The organism is Olivibacter ginsenosidimutans (assembly GCF_039542865.1).
GTDB lineage: Bacteria > Bacteroidota > Bacteroidia > Sphingobacteriales > Sphingobacteriaceae > Olivibacter > Olivibacter ginsenosidimutans.
Genome location: NZ_BAABIQ010000005.1, coordinates 121032 through 141551, shown reverse-complemented (window position 1 = coordinate 141551; position 20520 = coordinate 121032). Strand labels below are relative to the sequence as shown.

15 protein-coding genes are annotated in these 20520 nt (G+C 41.9%); 5 read left to right on the top strand and 10 right to left on the bottom strand.

Going from position 1 to position 20520, the window contains the following annotated elements:
- Positions 1–206 precede the first annotated feature (206 nt).
- The 3 genes from thrA (at position 207) to thrC (ending at position 5149) form a co-directional block, all read left to right on the top strand.
- The gene (thrA, locus tag ABD930_RS04130; protein WP_345230436.1) at positions 207–2654 is read left to right on the top strand and encodes a bifunctional aspartate kinase/homoserine dehydrogenase I; all 2448 of its coding nucleotides are present in this window, start codon (positions 207–209) and stop codon (positions 2652–2654) included.
- Positions 2655–2698: 44 nt separating this feature from the next.
- Positions 2699–3679 (top strand): homoserine kinase, encoded by a 981-nt coding sequence (locus ABD930_RS04125; protein WP_345230435.1) that lies wholly within the window; start codon positions 2699–2701, stop codon positions 3677–3679.
- 162 nt (positions 3680–3841) lie between these two features.
- A complete protein-coding gene (thrC, locus tag ABD930_RS04120) occupies positions 3842–5149 on the top strand; it encodes a threonine synthase (RefSeq protein WP_345230434.1) in 1308 nt (435 codons plus the stop codon).
- 192 nt (positions 5150–5341) lie between these two features.
- On the opposite strand, the gene metG is transcribed toward thrC, so the two are convergent.
- The gene (gene metG, locus ABD930_RS04115; protein WP_345230433.1) at positions 5342–7405 is read right to left on the bottom strand and encodes a methionine--tRNA ligase; all 2064 of its coding nucleotides are present in this window, start codon (positions 7403–7405) and stop codon (positions 5342–5344) included.
- Between the two features lie 253 nt (positions 7406–7658).
- Between metG and ABD930_RS04110 the strand changes: the two genes are divergently transcribed.
- Both ABD930_RS04110 and ABD930_RS04105 read left to right on the top strand, forming a co-directional pair.
- A complete protein-coding gene (locus ABD930_RS04110) occupies positions 7659–8555 on the top strand; it encodes a S66 peptidase family protein (RefSeq protein ID WP_345230432.1) in 897 nt (298 codons plus the stop codon).
- A gap of 197 nt (positions 8556–8752) precedes the next feature.
- Positions 8753–9157, top strand: a complete 405-nt coding sequence (locus ABD930_RS04105; RefSeq protein WP_345230431.1) for a DoxX family protein — start codon at positions 8753–8755, stop codon at positions 9155–9157.
- Positions 9158–9535: 378 nt separating this feature from the next.
- On the opposite strand, the gene ABD930_RS04100 is transcribed toward ABD930_RS04105, so the two are convergent.
- The 9 genes from ABD930_RS04100 to ABD930_RS04060 form a co-directional block, all read right to left on the bottom strand.
- Positions 9536–10273 carry a DUF4397 domain-containing protein gene (locus ABD930_RS04100; protein ID WP_345230430.1) on the bottom strand — a complete coding sequence of 246 codons (738 nt, stop codon included), beginning with the start codon at positions 10271–10273 and terminating at the stop codon, positions 9536–9538.
- Between the two features lie 153 nt (positions 10274–10426).
- Positions 10427–10585, bottom strand: a complete 159-nt coding sequence (locus tag ABD930_RS04095; RefSeq protein WP_345230429.1) for a hypothetical protein — start codon at positions 10583–10585, stop codon at positions 10427–10429.
- A 38-nt stretch (positions 10586–10623) separates the two neighbouring features.
- Positions 10624–10932 (bottom strand): type II toxin-antitoxin system RelE/ParE family toxin, encoded by a 309-nt coding sequence (locus ABD930_RS04090; RefSeq protein ID WP_345230428.1) that lies wholly within the window; start codon positions 10930–10932, stop codon positions 10624–10626.
- Positions 10920–11120, bottom strand: a complete 201-nt coding sequence (locus ABD930_RS04085; RefSeq protein ID WP_345230425.1) for a hypothetical protein — start codon at positions 11118–11120, stop codon at positions 10920–10922. Before ABD930_RS04085 ends, ABD930_RS04090 begins: the two co-directional genes overlap by 13 nt.
- Positions 11121–11272: 152 nt before the next feature.
- Positions 11273–13594 carry a beta-glucosidase BglX gene (gene bglX, locus ABD930_RS04080; RefSeq protein ID WP_345230423.1) on the bottom strand — a complete coding sequence of 774 codons (2322 nt, stop codon included), beginning with the start codon at positions 13592–13594 and terminating at the stop codon, positions 11273–11275.
- A 156-nt stretch (positions 13595–13750) separates the two neighbouring features.
- The gene (locus tag ABD930_RS04075; RefSeq protein WP_345230422.1) at positions 13751–14158 is read right to left on the bottom strand and encodes a hypothetical protein; all 408 of its coding nucleotides are present in this window, start codon (positions 14156–14158) and stop codon (positions 13751–13753) included.
- A 39-nt stretch (positions 14159–14197) separates the two neighbouring features.
- A complete protein-coding gene (locus tag ABD930_RS04070; RefSeq protein ID WP_345230421.1) occupies positions 14198–15568 on the bottom strand; it encodes a glucoamylase family protein in 1371 nt (456 codons plus the stop codon).
- 85 nt (positions 15569–15653) lie between these two features.
- Positions 15654–17150, bottom strand: coding sequence for a RagB/SusD family nutrient uptake outer membrane protein (locus tag ABD930_RS04065; protein ID WP_345230420.1), 1497 nt, complete (start codon positions 17148–17150; stop codon positions 15654–15656).
- Positions 17151–17161: 11 nt separating this feature from the next.
- Positions 17162–20182, bottom strand: a complete 3021-nt coding sequence (locus tag ABD930_RS04060; RefSeq protein WP_345230419.1) for a SusC/RagA family TonB-linked outer membrane protein — start codon at positions 20180–20182, stop codon at positions 17162–17164.
- Positions 20183–20520 lie beyond the last annotated feature (338 nt).

Genomic DNA, 20520 nt, shown 5'->3' with positions numbered 1-20520 from the left:
AAAAATAAACCCTTTACTTTACCGCCGATTACGAAAATGAAAGCTCTAATTATTACAACATCCACTATTACGACCATCGGGATTAATTACCGGGGGAAGTAATCTTTATGTTGTAATATCGCGATAAACATAAAAGGCGCTTCTCCCAAGAGAAAGCGCCTTTTTTATATCCATAGATGAACGAAACCATTAACCATTAAAAATAAATGAAAGTACTTAAGTTCGGGGGTACCTCTGTAGGATCAGCAGAAAGCATCAACAGTTTATTGGAAATCTTGAAAGAGGCCTATGCGCGGGGAGAAAAATCCATCGTGGTATTATCCGCCATGAGCGGTGTAACAAACCTTTTAGCGCAAATGGCAGAAGATGCCGAACAGGGAATTAATTTTACGCCTGCCTTAAAAGCACTAGAAAATAAACATTTCGCTGTCATCAAACAGCTGATTAAAATTAAACATCAAAATCCGGTTTTTACACAGCTGAAGATTTTCCTCAATGAACTCGAAGACCTCTTACAAGGGATTTACAATTTGCGTGAACTTAGTGCACAAAGCAAAGATTTGGTGGTAAGCTACGGGGAGCGCTTTTCTACCTTCCTAGTCTCAAAAATAGCAGCGCAATATTTTCCGGAAAGTTTATTCGTAGATGCCTCTTCTTTAATCAAGACCGACAGCCATTTCGGCAATGCTAAAGTAGATTTACCGCAAAGCAAACAGCTTATCCAAACGTTCTTTCAACAGCATCAAGCACATTTCCTTTTCGTTACCGGCTTTATCGCGTCTAATGAACAAGGTCGGATAACGACATTGGGTCGTGGTGGTAGTGATTACACCGCAGCGATCATTGGCGCAGCCTTAAAGGCCGAAGCTATCGAGATCTGGACAGACGTCGATGGTATGCTTACTGCCGATCCTCGCTTGGTGAAAAAGGCCTTTCCATTGCCGGTACTTTCTTATACTGAAGCCATGGAGCTATCGTATTTCGGAGCAAAGGTAATTTACCCGCCAACCATGATTCCTGCCTTTATGGAGAAAGTACCTATCGTGATCCGCAATACGTTCAATCCAACTTTTCCGGGCACCGTCATTCAGCACGATAGCGGCAAAGCGAATTTCCCCATAAAGGGCATCTCTTCGATTAATGCCATCAGCGTCATTAACCTAAGCGGGAGTGGTATGATTGGCAAAGCTGGCTTTAGCGGACGTTTATTTTCACTGCTCGCCCATGAACAGATTAATATTATATTAATTACCCAGTCTTCATCCGAGCATAGCATTACCTTTGCTGTACAACCTGCCGATGCCATTAAAGCAAAAAAACTCATCGAAACGGAATTTGAGTTGGAGCTGCTGGCCAAAAAAATTGAACCACCAGTCATCGAAGAAAATCTATCGGTATTAGCTATTGTTGGCGAAAACATGAAACATACGCCCGGTATATCGGGCCGCTTATTCTCGGCCTTAGGCCGCAACGGAATCAATGTGCGAGCCATTGCTCAGGGATCGTCAGAGTATAATATTTCCGTTATAATCAGTCAAATCGACTTATCCAAAGCGCTAAATGCGATACATGATGCCTTCTTTACGGCATTAAAGAAAACGCTCCATGTCTTTACGTTAGGAACGGGAAATATCGGTTCAACCTTGTTTAAACAATTGGTTGAACAGCAAGATTTTTTACGGGATCATAATGGGATCCAAATAAAAGTAATCGGGATCAGTAATTCCCGTAAAATGGTGTTCGATCCGGAAGGCATATCGGTAGCCTCTTGGGAAGAGGCCTTGAATCAACAGGGTGAAACGGCTAATTTGGAGGAATTTATTCAACGGATGCAAAAGCTGAATTTGCCCAACTGTATCTTTGTAGACAACACGGCAAGTATAGAACCCACCAAACATTATATACCGATCTTTGAGTCCAATATTTCCATTGTAACGTGCAATAAAATTGCCAATTCATCGCGTTATGCCACGTATAAACACCTACGGGATACCGCAAGAAATTATGGAGTAGATTTCTTGTATGAAACCAATGTAGGTGCCGGACTGCCTATCGTACGTACCTTAAAAGATTTAATGACTAGCGGCGATCGTATCCTACGCATTGAAGCCATCCTATCGGGTACGATCAGTTATATTTTTAATAACTTTACCGGTGATGTTTCTTTTCATGATGTGGTGCGAAAAGCACAAGCCTTAGGTTATACCGAACCGGATCCACGCGATGACCTTCGCGGAACGGATTTTATGCGTAAGATGCTCATTCTAGCCCGTGATGCTGGAAATGTTATCGAGGCCGAAGAGGTGCAGCTTGGAACCATCTTGCCGGAAGCCTGCCTTCAAGCGTCAACGGTGGACGATTTTTACACGGAACTCCAGCACGCCGATAGCTATTTTAATGCCTTGAAAGAACAAGCACAACACGAAAATAAGACTATACGTTACATTGGTAAATTGGAAAATGGGCAGGTTACTATTGGTTTAGAGCTGGTGGATGACCAACATCCCTTCTTTTCTTTATCCGGAAGTGATAATATTATCTCCTTTACCACCGAGCGGTATAAGGAGCGTCCACTGGTGGTTAAAGGTCCGGGGGCAGGAAGCGAAGTAACCGCAGGAGGCGTATTTGCCGATTTGGTTAATGCGGGAATGTAAGTTAAAAATGAGAAGAACGAACAACCAAGAACGAACAACAAAAAATGGAACGAGCAACAGCAAAAGAACCGGCAGGGAAAGCCGGACAGGAACGCGATCAGGTGCACGTATTTGCACCAGCAACAGCCGCTAATTTAGTTTGTGGTTTTGATATCCTGGGTTTGGCGCTTGAAGAACCGGGCGACGAAGTGTTCATGAAACGTTCCGATCAACCTGGTGTACGCCTATTAAAAATTACGGGCGACGATGGTCGTTTACCACTGGAACCTTCAAAAAATACGGTGAGTGCCTGTGTACAGATGGTGCTTCAACACCTTAAGCGAGAAGATATTGGCATCGAAATCGAGCTGCATAAGCATATGCCTATTGGTAGCGGACTTGGTTCGAGTGCCGCCAGTACAGTAGCTGGTCTATATGCCATTAATCAACTGCTTGGACAACCCTTAAGCAAGCATGAGCTTTTACCTTTTGCCCTAAAAGGAGAGGAATTAGCCTGTGGGCATGGACATGCCGATAATGTTGCTCCTTCGTTATTGGGAGGTATTACCCTCATTAAAAGTTATGATCCGCTGGAGGTCATTTCCTTACCTGTACCAAAAGATTTATTTTGCTCGGTTGTTTTTCCGCATGTCGATGTGCCTACACGGGCGGCACGCCAAATGATACGCTCGAAAATAGACTTGAAAGATGCGGTTACCCAATGGGGAAATATCGCTGGTTTAGTCAGCGGTTTATTTATGAGTGACTACGGACTGATTGGTCGGAGCATGCAAGACGTGCTTATTGAACCTATTCGTGCTATTTTAATCCCTGAATTTTATGAGATGCGCGAAACAGCGATGGCCTCAGGAGCCTTAGGATTCGGCATATCCGGATCCGGTCCGTCTGTATTTGCTTTTGCTCAAAGCCGAAATCAGGCCGAAAACATCACACATCAAATCGTTCAGCATTTAAAATCCAAAGATATCGACAGCAACGGTTACGTTTCGGCAGTAAATACCGTAGGGCCGAGGGAACTTTTTTAGCATAGACATAAGACACTAGTAGCAAGACACAAGACTGAAAGCAAAAAGCTAATGAGGTGGCACTGACAGTTGCAGTAGAAAAACAGGAAATGCTACTTGCCGCCGCTACTGCTACTAAAAAATCTTGATACTGATGTCTTGATACTTGATACCAAATAAAAAATGATACTCTACAGCACAAACAATAAAAACTTATCGGTTTCCTTTAAAGAAGCCGTATTCAATAGTCTTCCGATAGACAAAGGGCTCTACATGCCAAGCGAAATTCCTTCCTTATCGGATAATTTCATTCAGTATATCGACCAATATACCTTTCCAGAAATTGCCCTCGAGGTAGCTAAAAATCTTATTGGGAATGATATTCCTGCAGCAGATCTAAAAGCCTTAATTGAAGAGGCTATTAACTTTGATGCACCGATAGTACCCCTTGATGAACGCACGGCTGTTTTAGAACTTTTCCACGGGCCATCACTTGCTTTCAAAGATTTTGGTGCCCGCTTTATGAGCCGTATCATGGGCTATTTTGCACAAACAGAAAACAACACTAAACTATTGGATGTGCTCGTTGCCACATCTGGTGATACCGGAGGTGCCGTGGCTTTGGGATTTTTAGGTGTGGAGGGGACCCGTGTTACTATTTTATATCCCAAGGGTAAGGTAAGTCCCATCCAAGAACAACAACTAACCCGTAACGGACAGAATATCCGTGCTTTGGAGATTGATGGTACTTTTGACGACTGCCAAGCCTTGGTAAAAGAGGCCTTTAATGATCCGGAATTAAATCAACAGCTCCGCCTTACGTCGGCAAACTCCATCAATATTGCCCGTCTGATCCCGCAAACCTTTTATTATTTCCATGCCTATGCCCAGCTATTAAGAAAAGGTGTAAAGGAAGTGGTATTCGCGGTACCCAGTGGTAATTTTGGCAATATCGGAGCAGGCTTGTTGGCCTACAAAATGGGTTTACCCGTAAAACAGTTTCTTGCCGCCACTAATGTCAATGATACGGTACCCCGTTTCTTAAACAGTGGCAAATACGAGCCCAGACCTTCCATAACCACCTTATCGAACGCCATGGATGTCGGTAATCCCAGCAATTGGGTACGTATACTCGATCTTTTCGGGAACGATACATCATCCCTGAAGAAAAAAATTACAGCTTACACGTATACTGATGAAGACACCCAAGAAGCAATTGACCAGCTTTATAACCGTTATAACTATATTGCCTGTCCACATACGGCCATCGCTTATCTTGCAACAGAAGCTTACCGCGCGCATCACCCTGAAAGCTACACAAGCGTTTTTCTTTCCACGGCGCATCCTTGCAAATTTCCGGACGTGTTTCGTGACGAAAAACTAGCGGCTATTGCTATTCCCGAACAGGTGAAAGCACTGGCCGATAAAGTCAGCCAGAAAGAAAGGCTAGGAACGGATTATCCGGCATTTAAAGCTTGGCTATTAAGCTAAGTTATAAGAGCATAAAGCTATAAAGCGGAAAGCTTAAAGCTAATTATTTAGAAGTTTGTTCATAACGTCAGTGTCTAAACTATAATGGTGTCTGGCAAGGCACACGAAATAAAGAAAAGCGCAGTTTACTAAATAGTAAATGAGCATTTTCTGAATGAGTGCAACGCAGCCGGACGACATTAGAGATAGACACTACCGAATAATGCTTCCCGGTTTCATGGCCGATTGTGGTGCTACAAAGTCTAAACGCCCGTCGGCGTCTTCCGCCATTAAAATCATTCCCTGAGAGCGGATACCTTTTATTTCGCGCGGTTCAAGATTTACCAAAACGGATACCTGCCTTCCGATGATATCTTCCGGATGGAAAAACTCGGCTATACCCGAAACAACCGTCCGTTGGTCGATTCCCGTATCGATGGTCATTTTGAGCAATTTCTTGGTCTTCGCCACTTTTTCCGCTGTTAAAATTTTCCCTGTACGGATATCTAAGGGGGTAAATTGATCAAAGGTGATATTGGCCTTTGCCGGTTCTGCCGTTACAACTTCCTGTTTATTAAGAGCTTTTGCTTGTGCTAATTTTGCTAACTGCGCATCCACTTGCTCATCTGTAATTTTCTCAAACAGCAATTGCGTCTGACCTAATTGATGTCCGTCTACCAACAGCTGCGCATTTCCGGCAGCTTCCCATCCACGTTCGTTGAAGCCCAGCATTTGGAAGAGCTTCTCGGCCGTATGGGGCAAAAACGCCTGCGCCAAAACTGCCAAATTTGCCGCCAGTTGTAAGCCAATATTCAACACGGTTTGCACACGTGCCTCATCCGTTTTAATCAACTTCCAAGGCTCTTCATCCGCTAAATATTTATTTCCCAAGCGAGCTACATTCATAAACTGCGCCAGCGCCTCCCTAAATCGGTACTGACTCAGCGATGTTGCGATAACTTTCGGATAACGCTCCAGTTCGATTAATACCAATCGATCTTTATCCGTCAGCTGGCCAACAGGCATCACCTGCCCATGGAAATATTTATGCGAAAGAACCAGCACCCGATTAACAAAATTGCCAAAGATGGCTACCAATTCATTATTGACCCGCGCTTGGAAATCCTTCCAAGTAAACTCACTATCCGATGTTTCCGGCAGAATAGAAGTCAAGACATAACGTAGCTCATCTTGCTTTCCCGGAAAATCCTTTAAATACTCGTGTAACCAAACCGCATGGTTTCGCGAAGTAGATAATTTATCGCCCTCCAAATTTAAAAATTCATTAGCCGGTATGTTTTCTGGCAAAATATATTCGCCATGTGCATGCAAAATCGATGGAAAGATAATGCAATGGAATACAATGTTATCTTTACCGATAAAATGGATCAAGCAAGCATCATCTGCTGGATTCTCTTGCTTTTTCCAATATTGTTCCCAGTCTTTATCCTGATCTTGTGCCCATTGTTTGGTTGCCGAAATATAGCCAATCGGAGCATCCAGCCAAACATACAGTTTTTTCCCTTCCGCTTCTTCCAGTGGCACATCAACCCCCCAATCCAGGTCGCGCGTCATAGACCGTGCCTGCAAACCCGATTTAAGCCAAGAGCTGCACTGCCCGTACACATTCGATTTTAAGATATCCTTTTTCCCTTCCAGCAACCAACTTTCCAACCAACTTTGGTATTTATCTAATGGTAGATACCAATGTTTCGTTTCCCTTAAAACGGGCGTTTTTCCGCTCAAGGTCGATTTCGGATTAATTAAATCCGTTGGACTTAGTGAGGTGCCACATTTTTCACACTGATCGCCATAGGCCCCTTCATTATGGCAATTTGGGCAGGTGCCCACAATATAGCGATCAGCCAAAAACTGCTGGTATTCTTCATCGTAATACTGTTCGGAAAATTTCTCGATAAATTCTCCTTTATGATAAAGATTCAAAAAAAACTCTTGTGACAGTTCGTGGTGTATTGTTGCTGATGTACGGTGATAAATATCAAAAGCGATCCCAAATTCCTCAAAACTCTGTTTAATCTGGCTATGGTATTGATCAATAATTTCCTGAGGACTAACACCTTCTTTTTTTGCTTTAATGGTAATGGCGGCACCATGTTCATCCGATCCGCACACAAAGGCCACATCTTTATGATTTAGGCGTAAAAAACGCACAAAAATATCAGCTGGAATGTACGCACCAGCCAAATGTCCGATGTGTAAGGGACCATTGGCATAAGGTAAGGCCGAGGTAATGGTATATCGTTTAAAGTCTCTCATTTTATCGTTTAGTAATAAAGTTGTACGTTTTAAGTTGTACGTTTTAAGTTGTACGTTTTAAGTTGTACGTTTTAAGTTGTACGTTTTAAGTTGTACGTTTTAAGTTGTACGTTTTAAGTTGTACGTCTGCGTTTTCACCGTAAGACTTAAAACTTATTGCTTATCACTTAAAACCCATAACGCAAAAGCTTTTTTAAAAATGATTTGCTAATTCGGCAAAGATACATCAATTTGCGGTTCTTAATCAATGGATATGACGAAAACACCACCCTATTTAAAAAAAGGTGATCAAGTGGGCATCGTATGTCCCGCATGGAAGGTAGATCAAGACTTAACAGGCGCTATAACCCTATTACAGTCGTGGGGATTGAACGTGATCTTAGGTAAAACGGTCCATAGCAGTTATCGGCAATATGCCGGTAGCGATGAATTGCGTGCACACGATTTTCAACAGATGCTGGACAACGATGACATACGTGCTGTTTTTGCCGCCAGAGGAGGTTACGGTTGTGTGCGCATGATTGATCGGGTAGACTTTAGTCGATTTGCCAAACATCCAAAATGGATTATCGGCTTTAGCGATGTAACCGTTATTCACAGCCATGTTCATCAACATTACGGCATTCCAACTATACACGGGCAAATGCCCATCACCATTCCCGATGCTACCAAAGCATCCTTAAATAGCCTAAGGGAAACCTTGTTTGGGAAAACGCCTGTATACGAATACCAGAGCACGCATCTAAACCTTGCAGGGGAGACCAAAGGACAGGTAATCGGTGGCAATCTTGCTTTGCTAGTCAATGTATTGGGTTCTGTATCCGATATGGACTACAATGGGAAAATATTATTCATTGAGGATGTTGGCGAATATTATTATGCGATAGACCGGATGTTGTGGACCTTAAAAAGAGCCAGTAAGTTAAAAAATTTGAAAGGCTTGTTAGTAGGGGGCTTTACCAGTTTAAAAGATAGTGCAACTCCTTTTGGCATAAGCATACCCGATTTGGTGCACGAGATTGTTGGCGAATACGGTTATCCTGTTGCTTTCGATTTTCCAGCTGGGCATATTGATAATAACTTTACCCTAATTTTGGGAAAGGAAGCGCAATTACATGTAGAGAAGCGGCAGGTGCGCTTGGTTTATTGAAGGCGTAAGACAAAAGTAGCAAGACATAAGATCTATTCAGCGAAAGGCAGAAAGCTTAATGCTAGTGAGTAGCAGTAACACAAGCAGCGGCAGTCGTTGCCAATAAACTGCAAGTGCTCCTGTTACTGCCCGTACAGTTAATCTTAATACTTAAAATATATATAAATACCTTATACGAAGTACTAAATACTACAAAGATGGCACTACTATCAACACTTGGAAATTACAAAAACACTGGATTATTAATTATCCGGATTGGATTAGGTTTCATGTTCATCATGCATGGATACGGTAAGCTTATCGGCGGCCCTGAACTATGGAAAGGCGTTGGTGCAGCTATGGGGAATGTGGGTATAACCTTCTTTCCGGTATTCTGGGGACTTTTAGCAGCGATTACAGAAACCTTAGGAGGCTTTTTATTATTGATTGGTTTGGCATTCCGTCCGGCGGCATTGTTCTTAGCCTTCGTCATGCTTATTGCTTCCATTTTTCATCTCCGAACACAGGGATTAATGGATGCATCACATGCCATTGAACTTGGAGTCGTATTTGTAGGTTTGGCCTTTGTAGGCCCAGGTAAATATAGTGTAGATAAACGGTGATTAACAAAAATATACCAAATTTGGGTACTACCAATGTCCAACTTTTATCCCCTCAACCTCTTGGAAGTGCTTGTCTCTAGTAATTAGTGTTACATGCTATTGCTTAGCAATAGCGGCAATCCAGATACCGTTTTCGGGAATAAGTCTCCCTTTCTTGCGAAGATTCGATTTTATTTCACCATAAAACGCATAGTATTCAGTTGCTGTAAGAAGGTTGATCTATACCAACATGTTATATCTTGGTATTTATGGTACAAACACTGGGCTTGCAGCTTGCACGCATTAGTTCTTTCCAATGTCGGGCTTACAAATGAAAGCCAACCTCAATTGAGATTGGCTTTATCTATTTGTTTTGTTCTGTGTTGTTTGGTGTTATCTTTATTGCTGTGGGAAATGATCAACAAAGCCCACAGTTAATGGTTTGTTTGTATTTCCTTTGATTCCTCTTGCGATAATCGTATAGTATCCTCCTGCATTTAACGTAACCGTTTCTTGCTTCTTAGCCACTTCTTCACCACTTTCGTCCGTAAATTGAATAGTATAAACTCCTGTCGCCACTGGCTTGAAAACTTGATTTTGTTTTGCAGTGCTTTGATTGTCTGCACCTCTTCCTGTAATCACATTGATTGGTTCTCCACTACCAATTAGATTTACATCTAATGGAACTGTATTATCTGCCACATTAAAAAAGCGCACATTCGCCTTGCTTTGATCGAAATCACTAGGTTGCTTATCATCTACAAAGATGCTATTTGGCGATCCTTCAGGACCATATATAATCGAGGTATGATAAGTACTATCTTTTAACGTAATGGTAGTATCTAAAATGGGGGTATCCGTACCAGAAATACCGGCGGTATAGTCGTATTGATTTGGGACGATCGGTCCAATATATACAGTCTTTTCACCATATTTTAACGGTCCATCAAGATTTATCTTCTGCTGGCCCAACGCAAAGCCTAAGCCTTCATCTGCGTGCGGATAAGCATTTATAATTTGAAATACCGATTGCGGCACATAGGTATATCCACCATCATCATTGTCATTACAAGCGCTAAAGGCTAAACTCCCAACAAGCACTGTCATCAAGAGAACTAGGTTCTTTTTCAATTTCATAAGCATTTTAATTTGTTCCTTCTTAAGGTTTTTAATATAATCATTTAGTTTGTTCTCCATGGTAACGGCAAACTAAAGGAAAATGCTACATGTATTCGTTATTTGTTGTTCGTTAATAGCTATTTGGTATTATCTTCTAAAAAATTTAACCATCTAGGTGGAAGCACAGCTAATGCCTCTATCGTTGCCGATAATACGTGAATTACCAACAACAAAGATTTCAAAGTCGCCCGGCTCGGCCACATACTTCAGTTCCGCATTATAAAACTTCAGATCATCTGCGCTAATGGTAAACACGATGAAAATAATCAAATTAAATAAAGATCTGGTGGCTAAAGATGGTAGTAAGGTTATTTCTTTTTTTTGAAGTGCCTGGTATTTGATATCAATCGCTTACCATGATGAACAGCCAAGATGTTCACTTGGTTCTCTGCCAATTGGTAAACAATCCGGTAATTTCCGACTATTAATTGCCTGATATGCTCATTCATAAACTCGGGTACAATGTTCCCTTTTCTAGGGTGTTTTTCCAGTATATCAGGTGCTGAAAATAACTTAGACACCGTCAGCTCCGCATAACGGAAAGATTCTTTTGCAATGTATTCACCGATATCGTCCAAATCAGCAATCGCATTATCAGTCCAAATTATTTCAACCACTTAGCTAACTTTTGACGTGCTTCTTCCCTGGTATTGACTTTGCCTTGAGATACATCATCTAACCCACGCTGCACTTTCTCTATGAGCACTACGTGGTCAACCAACTCATCAATGGAGAACTGTTCAGGTAGCTTATCGAGTGAATTAATTAGTCTTGTTTTTGTAAGCATATTTACCTCCTTAAACAAAGGTAATGATAAGGAAACTGAAATACAAAAACTGAAGTCCACCTTTATAATCTGTTTCCAATAACTGATTTGCCAATAACCGAAAAAACAGCTGGCACCTAATTACCAATCTTGATCCTGACGTCAGCAACAAAGAACTAACAACCAATCACCTAGGGTTCCAAGGTAAACTTGGCTGTCTGCACATCACGTGAATTACCACCAACAAAGATTTCAAAGTCGCCCGGCTCGGCCACATACTTCAGTTCCGCATTATAAAACTTCAGATCATCTGCGCTAATGGTAAACACTACTTCTTTGCTTTCTCCAGGCTTCAGTGCTAGCTTCTGGAATCCTTTTAACTCCTTTACTGGCCGTGTAATACTCCCCACCACATCGTGCGTATACCATTGCACTACTTCTTGGCCTTCCCTTTTTCCGGTATTAGTAACGGTAACCGAAGCGCTTATGGAATCGCCGACGCCGAAGGTGTTTTTACTTAACTTAATATCGCTATAGTTAAAGGTAGTATAACTTAAACCATAGCCAAAAGGATAGAGCGGTTCATTATCCACATCTAAGTAATTGGAACGGAATTTCGAAAACCACTTCCCTTCTTCCAGCGGCCTACCGGTATTTTTGTGGCTATAATAAAGCGGAATTTGTCCGACATTTTTGGGGAAAGTCGCTGTTAACTTACCCGAGGGGTTTACATCGCCGAAAACGACATCCGTTATCGCCTTCGCTGCTTCGGTTCCACCGAACCAAACGTTCAGGATGGCTGGAACATGCGCTTGCTCCCAGGTTAAGGTAAGTGGGCGCCCGGCAAAGACAACCAATACTACTGGTTTTCCGGTTTTCAACAAGGCCTCCAATAATCGCTGCTGTACTGCTGGAATGTTCAAGTCTGTCCGACTGGAACTTTCCCCAGTCATCTCCGAGCTTTCGCCTAAAGCCGCGATAATCACATCGGCTTGCTGAGCAGTATTTACCGCCTCCTTTACGAGTTCTTCTTCCGAACGATTATCCCGTGGTATCTCCCGGCCAAACATTGTAGCTCTTTCCTGATAGGCGGCATCATCAATTAAATTAGCCCCTAAAGCATGTACGATTTTCACTTCTTTTCCTACTACTTCCTGCATACCTGCTAATAAAGATGGTGTGTTTTTCAAATCGGCATTAACGCTCCACGTGCCTGGCATATTACTTCCGGTATTGGCGAGTGGGCCAATCAACGCTACCGTACCTGATTTCTTTAAAGGCAGCGTGTTGTTTTCATTTTTCAAGAGCACAAAAGATTGCGCTGCCACTCGACGGGCAAAATCCAAATGTGCTGCGGAGAGAATCTCCTTTTTCGCCCTTTCTTCGCTGCAATATTTATAGGGATCGTCAAATAAACCGAGCTTGTATTTCGCTTCCAACACCATTCGGCAAGCCCGATCGATGGCTGCTTCCGTTACTTTTCCTTCTGCTAAGGATTGTTTAAGGGTCGTTAAAAAGCCTTCGCCAACCATATCCATATCTACTCCAGCATTTAGAGCTAAGGCCGACACTTGCTGCAGATCGCCCAAACCATGGGCCGAAAGTTCGTTAATGGCCGTATAATCGGTCACGACCATTCCTGTAAAGCCCCATTGCTTGCGTAAAAGATCCGTTAGCAACCAAGGGTTTGCCGTGGCGGGCAATCCATTAATATCGTTAAAAGAAGTCATGATACTTCCCGCACCGGCATCTATCGCTGCCTTATAAGGAGGCAAATATTCGTTATACATCCGGTTTAAACTCATATCGGTGGTATTGTAATCGCGTCCTGCTTCGGCAGCTCCGTATAAGGCAAAATGTTTTACACAAGCCATAAGCGTATTATTGGCTGCTAAGTTATTCCCCTGCAAGCCTTTCACCATTGCTGCGGCGATTTTAGAGCCTAAATAAGGATCCTCTCCACTACCTTCGGATATCCGGCCCCAACGGGGATCTCGGGAAATATCAACCATCGGTGAGTAAGCCCAGTTTAGTCCATCAGCGCTTGCCTCCGTAGCCGCCACACGAGCGGTTTGTTCGATTAAATCCGGATCCCAAGTAGCCGATAAACCTAAAGGAATAGGGAATAAGGTTTTATATCCGTGAATAACATCCTGTCCAAATATGAGGGGTATTTTCAGCCGCGTATGGTTCACCGCCATTTCCTGTGCTTTCCGAACCCGTTGTGGTGTCGTGAGACTAAACACCCCTCCTACCTGTCCTGCTTTTATCTTTTGCTCCAAATCGTTGCTAACGACAGATCCAGTAGTCGCTTCACCGCCGGTGGGTAAATTCAATTGTCCGATTTTTTCCTCAAGGGTCATTTTGCCCATTAAGTCTGCAATAAACGCATCCATCGTCGTAGGTGTTTGTGCACGGGTTAACTCCTTTTTGACTTTTCGTTGCGCCTGAGTTACTGCTGGCGCCGTAATACATAAAACGGCAGCCATTGTTGGTATAATTAATTTGTTCATATTTATACGTTGCGCGTTATTTCACTTCTTGTACCTTTGTTCGTTCAGAAACGCCATTTTCATTGATTGCCTTGGTACATCTGGATAGAGATCAAATCAATAACTCGATAACTCAATCCGACTTAGAATATTTTAAAATGTTTGACCTTTAATTTTTTAATCAATCCATATTGATGGACAAGATTCGCAGCCAGCTAAAGGCACATTTTCAGCATAAAATGCTGTTGTGAGCCCACTGGATTCGGCCCAGTAGAATCGCATTTTAACAGGCCTTGAAGCTTGCATAAGAATATTATAATAATCATCGCTTTTTGGCACCTGTCCAACCACGACATTCGATACATTAGGAGGTACAACAAATGAATAATATGTTCCAGTTACCTGATTTTGTATATTTACATTTACTTCAACAAACGTTGAATTGTTCGCTTTCACATCAATCAAATTTGTTTGCTGACTAGCAGGCAGATTTACGCTGTTAGTTTTGCTCAAACTTCCTGCTTTCCCCGGATTGCAAATTAATATCCCTGATATTAAGCTTGCCAAAATAAAAATATGCTTCATAACGTAAGATTTAAATAAATATATATGGTCAAACATTTTTTAAATTTTTGGACCCGAAAAACCTAATTTCTTTAAGCCTTCCTTGACCTCAGGTGCGCTCATAAACAAGTTCCATAACAAACCGCTTCGTTGATTTTCAATCATCACGGGTATTGGCCCTTGATCAATAGCCAGATAACGTTGCGGGAACCATTGATCTGTTTCACTGTAGGCATCATAGAAACCGTACTTTCCCCAGACTTTATCCCCCAATTGTTCATAGAGGTAGCGGATGACTTTCATACTATATTCCGGTGTATAGGGGTAGGACGAAAGCGCTGCTGTAGGTGCAATCACGCCCAAATCTTCTTTCGGGCTATGTCCTGCATACCCTTTAACCGAGTAGCTTGCTGTAAGTCCCCAAGCGTTTTCGCCATAGCCTTTAAAATGTTTTGGGTTCTCGATGCAGTATTGCCGCTGTATTAGGGTCTGATTTTTATTCAGCTCCCAATAATCGGCATATTGATCTTTCAAGCCCCTGGGGTCTAAGCCGAGATAAGAATAGTGCGCCCAAAACATGGGTCCAACCGTGCCCTCGCTTCCATTAAAATTCAGTACTACAGGATATCCATATTGTGTAGCTGTTGATTTTATAGCACCGTTTTTTGCCCAACCTTCGTGGTAAACCGCTGCCGGTACACCATGTGTCGGCGAAGAAGCTGCTAGCACATACATGATAAGGCATTCATTATAGCCCGTTACTGGAAAATTCATTTCCCATTGATATTCTGGACTCCAGTGCCAATACAACACATTTTGCCCGCCTTTACGATACCAGCTCCAATCGATTTCCTTCCATAATTGATCTGTTTTTGCAGCCAACGTTTTTTCCTGCTCATTACCTCCGGCAAAATACTGACGCACACATAAGAGGCTTTGCGCCATAAAAGCTGTTTCCACTAAGTCGCCGCCATTATCTTTTGTGCCAAAAGGTTTGACTTTGCCCGTAGGTCCATGCAACCAATGCGGCCATGCGCCGTGAAAACGATCGGCTTTTTTTAGATAGTCTACGATCTGGTTCAAACGCTCAACACCCGCTTCTCGTGTAATAAATCCGCGTTCGATCCCCACTAAAAGCGCCATCACACCAAAACCACTACCGCCAAGGGTCACTACATCTTGATCATTTTCGGGGTAATTACCATCCATATGAATGCGTTCTCGGGCCATCCCCGAAGTTTTTTCAGCACCTTCCCAGAAATACTGGAAGGTTCGCTGCTGCACAAGGGTAAGAAGAGAATCATTGGAGAGAGAGTCTGCTGCTTTACCGTTAGCATCTCCCGTTTTATCGTCGTTTTGAGAGGAGCTGCAAGAACTAAAATTAGCGGCTAAGGAAAACGCTAAAACATTAATCAAAAGAAATATTTTCATGGTAGAAAATAGCACTAGAATGGATATTTATAATAAGGAATAGGGTTTTTACGTATCGAAAACCCTATTCCAGTTATTTATATGGTTAATAACCAGGATTTTGAGTAAGAATACCGCCTGAGCGATCGATTTCATTTTGTGGGATAGGTAAGATCCTATTTTGAGTCTGGTAACCTGTTTTACCAGCTTCGTGCATAACTTCTACATCTATTCCCCATCTAATCAAATCAAAAAAGCGCTCATTCTCCATACCCAATTCCACTTGCCGTTCATGGCGAATTGCTTGTCTTAATTCTTCTTGGTCATTAGTGGTTATTTTAGGAAGAATTGTATTGTTATTTCCTCGTGCTCGAGCACGTATCTGCTCGAGATAATCCAATGCAGCCTGATGATCACCTGTTTCATTAGCAGCTTCTGCTGCCATTAACACTACGTCTGCATAACGTATCACTCGGAAGTCGAACCAATCGCCCCCTAGGCTCCCTGTCGATTGACGAATTGCTGGGTTTGTATACACTTTTTTATTCCAATAAGGACGAGGCACTGTCGCAGTTGGAGCGGGGATAAGCTCACTATAGGGCGTATTTATTTTACCCGCATAAAGTAGCGTTGCATCTTTTCTCGGATCACCTTCTTCAAAAGCAGATGCCAAGCGCTCATTGGGCACATTCCACCCCCAACCTAAATTCATATCACCTGAACCTCGAACGCCTTGCCTGCTGGCATATGTAATACCAAGGCTGGTTTGTGCCTGTGTATAATATGCTTGGATTTCAAATACACATTCCTTACTATTCTCTTGTGCCTCTGTAAAAATCTGATCATACGGTACACTGAGATCATACTGACCTGATGAAATGACCATACGTGCGGCTGCAAGGGCTTCTCCAAATCGATTTCTAGCCAAAAAAGTTTTTGCTTGTAAAGCGAAAGCTGCACCTTTAGTAATTCTACCAATATACCTAGTTTCCCAATTTAAGGGTAACGATGTTGTGGCTGATTCAAGATCGGCATCTATTAATTGGTAAATTTCTGCAACACTAGATTTTGGTAGAATACTTTCTGAAGGATCGTAGACCCTAAAATCTATTTTTGGTACCCCACCGAAGGCCCTAACTAAATTAAAATAAGCCCATGCACGGAAAAACTTTGCTTCAGCTACCAAGCTCATTGTGATTTCATCATCGTTACCCAACGAATCTGCTACTTGCAATGCGTTATTGCAAAGCGCTATTAACTTATAATGATCTGTCCAATAATTTCCCCACAACCAATAGTTGGTTGTATATTGAAAATTATCTGTATTTGGCGCAGCTTGTGCTTCATCCCCTGTATTCGAACCAATATCAGCATCATCAGATCGGATATTATGGACAGCAACATAGGGAAGGCCGCTTGTTCCTTCACTTCTCAAACCTGCATAAATAGCCAATACTTGGCCTTCCAAGGAACCCGCAGGCAGTTCATCTTCTGTTAATTGGCCGAGCGGCTTTCTATCCAACCAATCTTTCTTACAACTGGACAGGGCTAAAAGCATTATACCTGCCAGAAAAATATATTGTGTTTTAACTATTCTTTTCATTTTGAGTAGGATTAAAAATTAAGGTTAACACCTAACGTATAAATGGCTGGAACTGGGTATGTTCCGTTGTCTACACCAAAAGCGATGGCCGTACCTCCCATTTCAGGAGTAAAGCCTGAATTTTTGGAAAAAGTGACCGGATTTTGTGCATTCACAAACACCCGTAAGGCCTTAAGCTTCATTTTACTTAACATTTCGGGGCTAAAATTATAGCCTAATTGTACGTTCCTAATCCTAAAGAAGCTTCCATTTTCGATATAGTAAGAAGAAAATTGTGTGTTATTGCCTCTTGAAGCATCCATAATTGGTTCGAAATTCGAGGTTCCGGGGCCCGTCCACCGATTTAACCGATCTTCTAAGAAATTAAACGTCGAATAAGTACTTTGATTCCAAGTTCTTATGATTTCGTTTCCAGATACCCCCATAAAGTCGGCTCCAAAATCAAAATTCTTATATGCCAGACTAAAGGAGAAACCATAGGTAAAATCAGGTGTTGGATTACCAATCATCGTGCGATCATCATTATTAATTTTGCCGTCACCATTTATATCTACATATTTAATATCACCCGGCTTAAAAGGTGATCCGAGGCCACTTTCCGGTCCGTTGTTTACTTCTTCGTCGGTTTGATAAATACCATCTGTTTTTAAACCCCAAAAATAACCTATTGGGAGACCTGCCGTCGTTCTCGAAACACTATTGCTGGCCAAAATAGCAAAACCTTCCTTGGCCAAGCTGATCACCTTATTATCAATGGTTGTTACGTTGGCATTCACGGTGAGCTTCAAATCATCTGTTATGTTTTGATTCCAACCAGCGGTAATTTCGAAGCCTTTATTTTGAATTTCACCTGCATTTTGCAGATTGGGCAGAAAGCCATTAACGCCTGGCACCTCTACTAAAATGTCTTTTGTTTTTTTATCATAATATGCCGCTTCTAAGCTAAGTTTATTGTCTAGCATATTTGCTTCAACACCTGCTTCCCAGGAATGCACCGACTCCCAACGCAAATTAGGGTCGGGTACATACGCTGGTGAAAGTGCTGGATAGATATTGTCTCCAAAAGAAGTCGAGCTTCCTGCAACAAGCGTCGGGTAAACTGGATAACGATACGAATCGCCTGTATTTTCATTTCCCAAGATCCCCCAAGAGCCCTTAAGCTTTAAATTATTGAAAAACTGCTGATCTTTCATAAAATCCTCCTCGGTAAGTACCCAAGCGGCACCCAATGCACCAGAGTTTTGCCATCTATTGGAACCAAGGAATGCTGAAGAACCGTCCCGTCTAAAAGAACCATTTAGCAGATATTTCCCTTTGTAATTATAGAGCCCTCGGAATAGGTAAGATAGCGTTACTCGTTCCCATTGACTTCCATCAATAGATTGCGTCGATTTATCTCCCATAGTCGTATAGAAAAAACGGGGATCGTTTGGTATAGGATCGCCATTACCTTGAGAAACTTTCGTGATGATCCCCTCATAACTTCTAAAGTAGGATGTTAAACCAGCAGTTGCTGTTAAATTGTGGTCGCCCCAACTGTTCTTATACGTCAAAAGCCAATCAGATTGTACTTTTCGATAGGTATTTTGTTCCTGACTTACTGCTGTAGCTCTAATTAAGGTGCTCGTTTTATCATCCCCTTGTATGTTTGGGTCATAGACATTCACGATAGGGGTATAGCTCCGTATTTGATTGAAACCATAATCATATAGGAAAGTACCTTTAGCTGTAAAATGACTTAAGAAGTTCAATTCAGCGAATACACTCCCCACGGCTCGATATTCATCTTCAATCCGTGTGTTCTTCCGCAACTCGAGTGCTACCATTGGGGAATTGATTTGTGGTGTCTGAAAGGGTGGTGTATTATAATATAAACCATACTCATCATTATAAATGGGCGTTACCGGAGAGGCAATAATTGCGGTATTAATTAAGTTATCCTGAATCTGTGGCAGGCTAGCTTTATAGCCGCTGAAGTTCATCCCCACTTTGAAGTCTTTGGTAATACTTAATTCGTCGTTGATATTAATCGTATATTTCTTATAATCTTCGTGCTTAACGACACCCTGCTCTGTAGTATAGCCAAGCCCCATGTAAAATCGGTTTTTATCAGTAGCACCGCTAACACTTAAGTTATTATAATTCAGTATACCTTTTTGAAAGATAACATCCTGCCAATTGGTATTGGCATTCCAGTCCGTGTAATCAAATGGTTCAGCACCTTGATTGGCCAATTGCTCATTATACAATGTTTTAAATCCTTCGGCATCCGTCATTTTCATGCGATGGTTCACATCTTTAAATCCAACTGTCGAATTAAAGTTAAAGGTTAACTCGCCCTGTTTGGCCTGTTTTGTGGTGACGATAATAACTCCATTAGCCCCACGGACACCAAAAATTGCTAAAGAAGATGGATCTTTCAGAATCTCCATAGAAGCAATATCGGAAGGATTTAGAAAGTTAATATTGTCGTTTAATATACCATCAACAACATAAAGCGGCGATGCGCCATTGATAGAATTTGTTCCCCGAATGCGTACATCAGGTTCCGCTCCCGGTTTACCGCTGTTGGTAATCTGTACACCTGCTACTTTACCTTGTATAGATGAGATAGGGTTTGGTGACGGTTTATCCGCAACATCTTTCCCACTTACCGAAACAATTGATCCCGTTAAATCTCGCTTAGCCGCCGTTCCATACCCGATTACCACTACTTGATCTAACAACTCATTCTCGCCAGATAAGGTTACATTAATGCTGGTTTGATTATTAATGGCTACTTCCCTTCTTCCGTAGCTGATAAAACTGAACGTTAAGGTCGCATCGGAAGGTGCAGTCAAGCTGTAATTACCATTAGCATCGGTCTGTGTACCCTTGGTGGTGCCCTTAATAAGTACACTCACTCCAGGTATTCCTTGGCCATCGAGTGAGTCGACCACTTTACCCGTTACGGTGATTTCTTGCTGAGCAAATACCGGCGCAGCAAAAAATACAACTAATACCATCAGGTAATACGTAAATTTGTACCTCATGTTTGTGTGTTTTGATTGGTTAAATACTCTTGTTAATATAAGCTATAGTCAGTTGTAAATTGGAAATACTTTATCATCAATTTAATGAGTAAGTACCCCCTCACTTTTTGTAACTAACAAAGCAAAGGTGTCTTATTGTTCGACAAAAAGGAAAAAAATCCCCTCTACATCGCTACATCAAGGTAAATTTTTCCTGCTCATACTTTTCTTTTTTAAAAACTAAATAGTTATATATCAATAAATTAATTTAAAAAAAGACCTCTCTATTTTAGTAAGCTTAGTGTAGTCTAAACACATTTTACATGATGTGGTAATGATGTAGCGGTTGCGTAGTGAAG